Source organism: Pseudomonas sp. MPR-R2A5 (assembly GCF_058793055.1).
This window is the reverse complement of the sequence record NZ_JBXAFK010000097.1, coordinates 1-9,242: the sequence shown is the minus strand read 5'-3', so window position 1 is coordinate 9,242 and position 9,242 is coordinate 1. Positions and strand designations below refer to the sequence as shown.

Annotated in this window: 7 protein-coding genes; 1 reads left to right on the top strand and 6 read right to left on the bottom strand. The window is 62.5% G+C overall.

Features of this window, described 5'->3' with window-relative positions; translation table 11 throughout:
• Positions 1–480 precede the first annotated feature (480 nt).
• Positions 481–1,161, top strand: a complete 681-nt coding sequence (locus AC1Q6I_RS34450; RefSeq protein WP_024075025.1) for a Crp/Fnr family transcriptional regulator — start codon at positions 481–483, stop codon at positions 1,159–1,161.
• A gap of 1 nt (position 1,162) precedes the next feature.
• Here the strand turns inward: AC1Q6I_RS34450 and AC1Q6I_RS34445 are convergent, their stop codons facing one another.
• From AC1Q6I_RS34445 to nosR, 6 genes are all read right to left on the bottom strand, one after another.
• Positions 1,163–1,678 (bottom strand): nitrous oxide reductase accessory protein NosL, encoded by a 516-nt coding sequence (locus AC1Q6I_RS34445; RefSeq protein ID WP_102625717.1) that lies wholly within the window; start codon positions 1,676–1,678, stop codon positions 1,163–1,165.
• Between the two features lie 29 nt (positions 1,679–1,707).
• Positions 1,708–2,538 (bottom strand): ABC transporter permease, encoded by an 831-nt coding sequence (locus tag AC1Q6I_RS34440; RefSeq protein WP_024075023.1) that lies wholly within the window; start codon positions 2,536–2,538, stop codon positions 1,708–1,710.
• A complete protein-coding gene (locus AC1Q6I_RS34435) occupies positions 2,535–3,458 on the bottom strand; it encodes an ABC transporter ATP-binding protein (protein WP_024075022.1) in 924 nt (307 codons plus the stop codon). The genes AC1Q6I_RS34440 and AC1Q6I_RS34435 overlap by 4 nt, the downstream gene beginning before the upstream one ends.
• On the bottom strand, positions 3,458–4,723 hold the full coding sequence (locus AC1Q6I_RS34430) for a nitrous oxide reductase family maturation protein NosD (protein ID WP_371858366.1): 1,266 nt from the start codon (positions 4,721–4,723) through the stop codon (positions 3,458–3,460). Before AC1Q6I_RS34430 ends, AC1Q6I_RS34435 begins: the two co-directional genes overlap by 1 nt.
• Before the next feature lie 156 nt (positions 4,724–4,879).
• Entirely contained in the window at positions 4,880–6,781 is a 1,902-nt protein-coding gene (gene nosZ, locus AC1Q6I_RS34425; protein WP_102625716.1) for a TAT-dependent nitrous-oxide reductase, read from the bottom strand.
• Positions 6,782–6,792: 11 nt separating this feature from the next.
• On the bottom strand, positions 6,793–8,922 hold the full coding sequence (nosR, locus tag AC1Q6I_RS34420) for a transcriptional regulator NosR (protein ID WP_102625715.1): 2,130 nt from the start codon (positions 8,920–8,922) through the stop codon (positions 6,793–6,795).
• Positions 8,923–9,242 lie beyond the last annotated feature (320 nt).

Here is a 9,242-nt window from a genome sequence, read left to right as displayed (position 1 = left end):
TTCCGGCGAAATTGGCTCGCCGAAAAGTGTCCACCATGTCCCCGCACACCCGTCAACCATGTGTCCGGTCCATACAGGTCCCTCCAAAAGTGACCCGCTGTAAGAGCGGAACCGCCAGCCGCCGTTACCGCAGCAACGGATATGTACCCGGTCTAATCCAAAAAAATGGTCGGCCCAAAGGCCGCCATCGGGGGCAAGCCCCCTCCCACACTTAACCGAGTACACCAGCCACAACTCCGGTCGGTTCCAGGACCGCAAAAGCCAGAACAAAACCAAACCGAAATTTACCTGATGGATGCAGATCCAAATGCGGGAGGGGCGGTGCGACGATTCGACTTGCCCCCGATTACAGTGGTTCAGCCACAGATGCATCAACTGACACGCCCACATAGGCTCACAACCCCCGCAAGAGGTACCCCCACAGAGGCATATCAACCCCGCGCCAAGCCCCCTACGCTACCCCATTGCGGAGGCCCAAACATGCTCACCCATCCCCACATTGTCCTCACCCTGCGTCGCCATCACCTGTTCAGCCAGCTCCCGGAAAAAACCTTCCAGGACGTCTGTACCCTGGCCAGCCTGAAGCGCCTGCCCAACCACACGCCACTCATGCACCAGGGCGATGCCGCAGACCGTTTTTTCCTGCTGGTCAGCGGTCAAATCAAGCTGCACCGTGTCACGGGTGAAGGCCAGGAACACCTGGTGGAAGTCATCCAGCCCGGCCAGACCTTTGCCGAAGCCCTGCTGTTCACCCAGGCCAAGGCGTATCCGGTGAGCGCCACCGCGCTCAAGGACAGCGTGCTGGTCAGCATCGAAGGCCAGCATTACCGCCGCGCCCTGGAGGACCAGCCAAAAATCTGCCTGGCGATCCTGGCGAGCATGAGCATCCACCTGCACCAACGCCTCAAGGACATCGACACCCTGACCCTGGCCAATGCCAGTCGCCGGGTGATCAATTTCCTGTTCCAGGAGCGCGATGCCGTCAGCGGCGAGGTGGTCTTGCAAGTGCCTAAGCGCTTGGTGGCGTCGAAGCTGGGTATCCAGCCGGAGACCTTTTCAAGGATCCTGCACCGGCTGGTGGAAGGCGGGATGATCGAGGTGCAGCGGCGTACCATTCGGATCGTGTGTGAAGAGCAACTGATGAGCTACCAGGCCGGCTGACTCAATGGCCGCTGTGGGCCATGCCCGCTGGCTGTTGCAATAGCGCCAGGTCGATCTCGGCAAAGCGCAACACGTGCCCGCCGGTGTCCGCCGCGACCTTCTGCGCCTTGGCCTCATCGGCAAACGAGGCCAGCACCACGCCCATTGCCCCCTTGAGACCGGTGCCGATCACGTAAAAGGCGCTGCGGGCGTCGATCAGGTGCATATCATTGGGCGAGTCCCACGGGCTGCGGCCCATGTCGTGCACATACAGCTTGGCGTCGTCATGGTGGTTCTCCGGTTGCAGCCACCAGCCGAGCATTTCGGCGGTGGAGCAGAATTTCTTCACCGCGCCCCGCTCCACCACCTGCCCCTTGGGCCCGGGGAATTCGTTGATAACCATGCCGCACACGTGGCACTCATCGTTGGGATGAAATGCCACCGGCGCGTCACTGAAACTCGACGCCTGTTCCTTATCGCACGCCGTCAGTAGCAAACCGACCAGCAAGGCCGCCAGTACCCGTGTCTTGAAACCCATATCACTTACTCCAGCCGTCAAAAAAATCGTCAAGCGCCGCGGCGCAGAAACATCCCATAGGCCAGCGCCAACGGCCCGGCCACCCAGGCCAACAAACACGCCCACAGGGCCTGCGGCGGTACGTCGAGGTCCGTGCCCAGGGCCATGACCCCGATGGACTGTGTGCCCGTGCCGAAGCCGGACAGGTTGATCAGCCGATACACGTCGGTAGGGTTGAGCAGCAACAGCCAGGGCAACCCCTGCGGGTTGAACTGGCCCTTGCCGACCACCAGCAGGGCCAGCAGCGCCAGGTCGAACACCAGCACAAAGAAAAACCACACGCCCAGGGCCAGGCCGGCAGCCGTGGATTTTTCCGCGCAACGGCTGCTCAGGGCATAGGCCAGGCCGAGAAACACCCAGCCCAATAACGTCGAGGTCAGCATGAAACGGCCAAACGCCCAGAGCAGCACGCCGAGTTCGACGTCATCCACCAGCAGCGCGATGGCAAGCATCGCGCAGCCAAACCCGAGCACCGTGGCCAATGCCAGGATCAGCCCGTGGCCGACAAACTTGCCCAGCAGGATTTGCCCGCGTCCCAGGGGATAGGTGAGCAACAGCAACAAGGTGCCGCTTTCGTCCTCGCCGACGATGGCGTCATAAGCCAGCAACAACGCAATCAGCGGCATCAAGAAGGTCGCCAGGCTGGCCAGGCTCGCGATGGTCGCGGCAATCGAGGTGAAGCCCAGTTGCCCGGCGGCGGCGGCCCCCAGCCACGCAATACCGATGGCCAGCACCGCGAACAACAGGCTGATCGCCAACAGCCAACGGTTGCGCAGGCCGTCGCAGAACTCTTTGCGCGCCATGTTCCAGACCGGGCTCATAACGCCGCCTCCTGTGCCGTGATCTGGTGGCTGTTCATGTAATGGCGGTAAAGGTCTTCGAGGGAAGGCGCGAGGATTTCCACATCGCTGGGGCTGTCCTCGGCCAGCAACTGGCGCAGCAGTTCCACCTTACTGCCGTTGCACGCCGCCACCTGCAGCCCTTCGTCGCCCCAGGGCCGGGTCACATGGCCGGCAGCGCTCCAGCGCTTTTGCAGCACCTCGACACGCTGCAAACCGCTGCCGCGGATCAACGTCGGCAAGCCGGCCTCGGCACGCAGTTGTGCCAGGCTGCCCAGCGCCAGCAGGCGGCCCTGGGTGAGGATCGCGGCGCGGTTGATATGCGCTTCGACCCCCGGCAGCACGTGGGAACACAGAATGATGCTGGTCCCCGCGGCGCGCAGGCGGTCGAGCAGGCGATACAGGTCTTGGGTCGCGAACGGATCGAGACCCACGGTAGGCTCGTCGAGCAGCAACAGGCGCGGCTCGCCGAGCAGGGCCTGGGCCAACCCCAGGCGCTGGCGCATGCCTTTGGAATAGGTCTTGACCCGTCGCGTGGCGGCCGCTGTCAGGCCGACGTCCTCCAGCAGGCTGTCGACCTGATGCATCGGCGCGCCCTTGAGCCGGGCAAAGTGGCGCAGGGTTTCCACGCCACTGAGCTGCGGGTAGAACGTGACGTTTTCCGGCAGGTAACCGAGCCAGCGGCGCACGTGGGGATCACTCGGTGCACGGCCGAACACCCGCACCTGGCCGGCACTGGCGCGCAGCAGGCCGAGGACCAGTTTCATCGCAGTGGTCTTGCCCGCGCCGTTATGCCCGAACAGCCCCAGCACTTCGCCGGGGGCCAGGTTCAGGTTCAGGCCGTGCAGCACCGTGGCACGTCCATAGCGTTGGCTGACGCCGTCGATCTCGACCACGTTCATCAGACAGGTTCCTTATGTGAGGGGGCTTGCATCAGGGGGTGGCTGTCCATCACCCCCGGCGACTTCATCACCGGGAACGCGCGTTGCACCCAACGCAGCAACTCGATGCCGGGGCTGTTGAGCAACAGGCGCACCTGGGGGTAGAGCCACAGCAGGCGGTCGACGTTGTCATTGGGCTCGTAGGCCACGTCACCCAGGCCATCGCCGTTGCGGTCCCAGCCCAGGTAGTCGCTCCAGTAGTTGCCCCGCCCGTCCGCCGACCATTCCTGCAAGCGGCTGGCGACGTACTTGACCTGACGCTGGTTGTCGACAAACGCGTTGCCGGCAATGCGGTTGTCTTCTGAGCCGGCGGTGAGGTGAATGCCCACTGCGCTGCGCGCGAAGCGGTTGCCTTCGATGCGGTTGAACAGCGAGTTATAGATAAACAGCGCCTTGCCTTCGCCGCCGGCAATCATGGTGTCGCCGGTGGAGCCGTCGCGCACATCGGTAACGACGTTGTCCTGCAAGGTGGAATAAGTGATGTAGTTCATCAGGATGCCGTAGTTCTGGTCCTGTTCGGAGCGGTTGCCGGTCACCGTCAGTTGGCGGCTTTGCATCAAGGCATAGCCGGTGCGTGTGCGGCGGGTGGTGTTGCCCAGTACCCGGTTGTTGTTGGAGAACATGTAGTGGATGCCGTAGCGCAGGTCTTGCAAGGTGTTGCCTTGCAGCAGGTTGCCGTTGGAGGTGTCGATGTAGATGCCATCGCGGGTCTCGCGCACTTGGTTATCGATGACCCGAGCGCCGTGCACGGCATACAGGTGGATGCCGTTGCCACGGTCCTGGGAGCGGATCGAGGGGTCACCCTGGATGCGGTTGTCGACCAGGCTGACGTCCGCGGTGCCGTCGACCCAGATGCCAAAGCCCGGGCCCTGCAGGCGATTGCCGCGCACCTTGGCGCGTTGGGCGTCGGCCTGGATGAAGATGCCGGCGTTCATGGCGGTGAGGTCGCGGCCCCAGTCGAGGAAGGTGCAGCCCTCGACGCTGACATCCGGCGCGCCGATGAGCAGGCCGTTGCCCTGCCCTTCAGCCTGGAACACGGCGCCGGGCGCGCAGGTCAATTGCAGCGGTTGGTCGATGTGGAACGCGCCCCGGTATTCGCCGGCCGGCAGGCGCCAGCGGTTGGGGCCGTCGGCTTGCAGGGGCAAGTCGGTGATGGGACGTACGGCAGCGTTCACCCCGAACGAGAGCAGTGCGAGCCCTATCAAGGTGATGAGTGATCGAGCCACAGTGATGTCCTTAAACTGAATGCAGTCCAATGTGGGAGGGGCGGTGCGACGATTCGACTTGCTCCCGATGGCGGTGAATCAGCCACGGATGCATCAACGGATACACCCCCATCGGAGCAAGCCCCCCTCCCACCTTTGTCCTGCGGTGTGCCTTGGTCAGGCGTGCTCGACCTTCATCCGCCCCACCATCTCCATATGCAGGGCATGGCAGAACCAACTGCAGTAGTACCAATGCAGCCCCGGCTTATCGGCGATGAAGGTGATGGAGGAAGTCTGCTGTGGGCTGATCTCCATGCTCACGCCGTGGTTGACCATGACAAAGCCATGGGTCACGTCCTCGATCATGTCGATATTGGTGATGGTCACGGTGACTTCATTGCCCTGCTTGACGGTGAATTCCCCCAGGCCGTAGGCCGGGGCCATTGAGGTCATGTACACACGCACCTTGTTGCCGTCGCGAATCACCCTGTTGTCGGTTTCCAGCTTGATCCCGTCCTTGGCGGCGATGGCCACGGTTTCGGCAAAGAATGGATCGTTGCGGTCCCAGATGGTCCTGGTCTTGATCTGGTCGCGGCGCGCCATCACGCAGTCATGGGGTTCGGCAAAGGCCGGGCCGTCGTGGACCAGTTTCATCTCGTCGCCGGAGATGTCGATCAACTGGTCGTTCTCCGGGTGCAACGGGCCGGTGGGCAGGAAGCGGTCCTTGGAGAACTTGCTCAGCACCACCAGCCACTGGCCGTCGGCGTCGCGGGTTTCGGTCAGCGACGCATGGTTGTGGCCCGGCTGATACTGCACATCGAGCTTCTGCTTGATGTAGTTGACCTTCTCGCCGCCGTAGGCGCGGATGGCTTCGGCGATGTTCCACTTGACCACCTGGCTGTCGATAAACAGCGTGGTGTAGGCAAAGCCGCGCCCATCGTAGGTGGTGTGCAGCGGGCCCAGGCCCAGTTCCGGCTCACCGACCACCACACCGCGCGGGTCGGCGATCTTGCCGCTGAACAGGTCGTCGAGCTTGTCGATGGCAATGATGGTGCAGGTGGGCGACAGCTTGCCGTTGGCGATGAAGTACTTGCCATCCGGCGAGGTGTTGCAGCCGTGGGGGTTCTTCGGCACCGGGATGTAACGGGTGAACTCGCTGTCCTTGCCGTCCTCGGATTTGCGCCCGTCCACCACCGGCACCTTGGCGCCGTCCACACTGATGAACTTGCCGGCCTTGATCGCCGCTTCGATGCGCGGAATGTTGAACACCACCACCCAGTCGCGCTCATTGCGCATCATACCGGCGAGGTCGGTGGCCTTTTCCGAGTTGTAGCAGGTGGCGGCTGCGTACTTGCCGGTGTAGTCCATATCGGCATTATCGAGGTTGCCGTCGACGATCACCTGGAAGGCCATTTCCATTTTCTCGGCGTCGATGGCGTTGAACATGGTGAAGGCGTTGCGGTCTTTCAGGTCGAAATTCTTGCCGTCATTGGGGTGCGGAATGATGAACTCGGCGTTGCAGAACACGTACTTGGTGTAGGGCACTTTTTGCAGGCGCAGGCCGTGGATGGCCTGGGCATTCGGTACGGTGAGGATCTTGTCGCACTTCATGATATCCAGGCGGATACGCGCCACCCGGGTGTTGGCCTTGTCGTTGATGAACAGGTACTTGCCGTCGTACTTGCCGTCGGTGGTGGACAGGTGCGGGTGGTGGCAATCGCCGTTGGCGTACTTGGCGCCCTCCCCCAGGATGCGCTTGCTCTCGTTGGTCAGGCCCCAACCGGTGGCCGAGTCGATATTGAACACCGGGATACGCATCAGCTCGCGCATCGATGGAATGCCCAACACCCGCACTTCGCCCTGGTGGCCGCCACTCCAGAAGCCGTAGTAGTCGTCCAACTGACCGGGCTCCACATGGATTTTCGACTTGGCATCCTTGGCCGCCGCGGCAAAGGATTCACGCGTGAACACCGCGCTGCCAAGGGCCGAAGCCCCGGCCAATACTGCCCCGGTCACCGCCCCCGTACCGAGGAAACTGCGCCGGGTCAGGCCGTCATGGTTGTCGTCTGTATCGTTCATGGGTCGCTCCTTCAAGGGTTGGGATTTATCTGCACTACGGGAATCTGTACGGGGGCCGCCTTGTTGCGCTTCTTGCGCTTGTTGATCAGCGGCGGGCACTTGTTTTCGTTGTGCCAGGTCATCTGGCAGTCGAGGCAGTAGTGGCATTCATTGGCGTTGATATGGCCGTCCGGGTGGATGGCCTGGATCTCACATTCTTTGGCGCACAGCTGGCAGGGGTTGCCGCATTCCTGGCGGCGCTTGAGCCAGTCGAACAGGCGGAATTTGCTCGGGATCGCCAGGGCGGCGCCGAGGGGGCACAGGTAACGGCAGTAGACTTTGCGCGTGAACAGGTTGATCACCAGCAATGCCACGGCGTAGAGCACGAACCACCACTGGCGGTCGAACTTGAGGGTGATGGCGGTCTTGAACGGCTCCACTTCGGCAAAACGTTCGGCGGTGGCCATGGACTCCAGCGACAGGCCGAACAGCACCAGCAGGATCAGGTACTTGATCGCCCATAGCCGCTCATGCACCGCGAAGGGCAATTCGAACTGGCGGATCTTCAGGCGGCGGGCGGCTTCGTTGAGCAGTTCTTGCAAGGCGCCGAATGGGCACAACCAGCCACAGAACACGCCGCGTCCCCACAGCAGGATACTGGCGGCGGTGAACACCCAGAGCATGAAGATCAGCGGGTCGGTGAGGAACAGTTCCCAGCGAAAGCCCTGGGCCAGTGCGTGCACGAAGGTCAGCACATTGACCACCGACAGCTGCCCCAACGCGTACCAACCGATAAACCCCACGGTAAATACCAGGTAGCCGCGACGCAGCCAGTGCAATAGACGCGGGCGACGCGCCAGGCTGTCTTGCAGGAACAGGATCACTGTGAGCAGCACCAACGCAACACCGAGCACCAGCACCTGGGTTTGTTTCTGGTACCAGATGCTCAGCCACAACGGGCGGTTGGCTTCATCGATCGCCGCTTGTTCCTCGGCCGTGGGCGGTAGCCGTTCCAGGTACTGTTCCGGCAGCTGGTAAGGCAATTCGAAGTTGCTGAAGGTGCCACTGACCGGCCCGGTCTGGCGCCGCACCAGCAACTCCAGGGTCCAGGGCGAACCGGGGTCGAACGCCGCCTGTGCCCGCACAATAAACACCGACATCTCGGTGAAGTCCGGCATGCCCGCGGCGTAGGCATCGTCGATGCGCCGGTGGTCGAGGTCGCGAAAGCTGATCACATTGCCGAACTGGCGCAACTGCACCCGATCGAAAATGCCGCCTCGCACATAACCCGAGCCCTTGAACGAAAACAGCCCACGGCCCAGCACGGCAATGGCCTGCTCACCCGGCTTGAGCGCCTGCATCAAGCTGGCGTAGTGCGCATCCCCCAACAGGTTGCGGCCGATACTCGGCGGGTTGATGTCGGCCACATAGAGATCGATGAAGGTCTCATCGCCAGCCTCCCCCGCTTCGGCGGCGGTGTCCTTGAAGGCGGCGTCAACCTGGCCACGGGTCAAGAGCAGGCGGCGAATCGCGCCATTGCCGGTCAACTGCTCCCAGGTGGCGGGGGCAAATTGATCGGTGCGGATCAGCGCGGCTTTCTGTGGGGTCGCGGCCTTGCCGTCGATCAACTTGAGCGAGACCGCCACTTCATGGGCCGCGCGCATGACCACTTCGTTGACCACCATCGCGGTGACCGTGGCGCCGGCAATCGCATCCACCGTCACGGCCTTGGGGTCACTGGAGCGCCCCACCACGACGCGTTGGCGCACGTCGACGCCGGCATAGTGGCCGGTGAAGTCGTGGAGTTTGACCTCGGGGATGCCGATCAACAGGATGGGTTCGTGGTGTTCCAGTACGTAGGCGTCACGGATGATGCCGGCGGTGTCGAGGATCACCTGGGTATTGATGGGTTTGCCTGAGTAGGCGGGGATCGCCATCACGTCCAGGCTCTGGAATACGTAGCCGATGGGGGTGTTGGCTTGGGTGATGGTGCGGACGTTGAACTTGCCTTCGGGGGCGGAGACGGCGTCGTGCTGGGGGAAGGTTTTGTCGATGCGTTGCTGTTCGATCGCGCCGTAGGGTTGGGCGTGGGCGCTGGTGAAGAGGATGAGCAGCACCGACATGACCAGCCAGTGGAGTGTCAGGTGCGAGGAGCGGGCCATGGGATCCCTTTGTTGACGACGCTGAAGATGGGACCGATGGTAGGTGCGGTGATGGCGGGTAGCCCTTGATTGAAATCAAGTTGGTCAGAGGGGGGTGATTGGGGGTGGCGGGTGGCGGTTGGGGGTTCCGTGTACATATCCGTTTCTGCGGTAACGGCCACTGGTGGGTTGGGGTACATATCCGTTGCTGCGGGAATGGCCACTGGTGGGTTGGGGTACATATCCGTTGCTGCGGGAATGGCCACTGGCGGTTCCGCTCTTACAGCGGGTCACTTTTGGAAAAGAGCCCCAAAAGTAACCAAAAGGGCTCTTGCCCCACC

Excerpts from the sequence above, each read along its gene's own strand:
- nosZ (WP_102625716.1), bottom strand. The coding sequence starts at position 6,781 with ATGAACGATACAGACGACAACCATGACGGCCTGACCCGGCGCAGTTTC.
- AC1Q6I_RS34445 (WP_102625717.1), bottom strand. The coding sequence starts at position 1,678 with ATGGGTTTCAAGACACGGGTACTGGCGGCCTTGCTGGTCGGTTTGCTA.
- AC1Q6I_RS34440 (WP_024075023.1), bottom strand. The coding sequence starts at position 2,538 with ATGAGCCCGGTCTGGAACATGGCGCGCAAAGAGTTCTGCGACGGCCTG.
- AC1Q6I_RS34435 (WP_024075022.1), bottom strand. The coding sequence starts at position 3,458 with ATGAACGTGGTCGAGATCGACGGCGTCAGCCAACGCTATGGACGTGCC.
- nosR (WP_102625715.1), bottom strand. The coding sequence starts at position 8,922 with ATGGCCCGCTCCTCGCACCTGACACTCCACTGGCTGGTCATGTCGGTG.
- AC1Q6I_RS34450 (WP_024075025.1), top strand. The coding sequence starts at position 481 with ATGCTCACCCATCCCCACATTGTCCTCACCCTGCGTCGCCATCACCTG.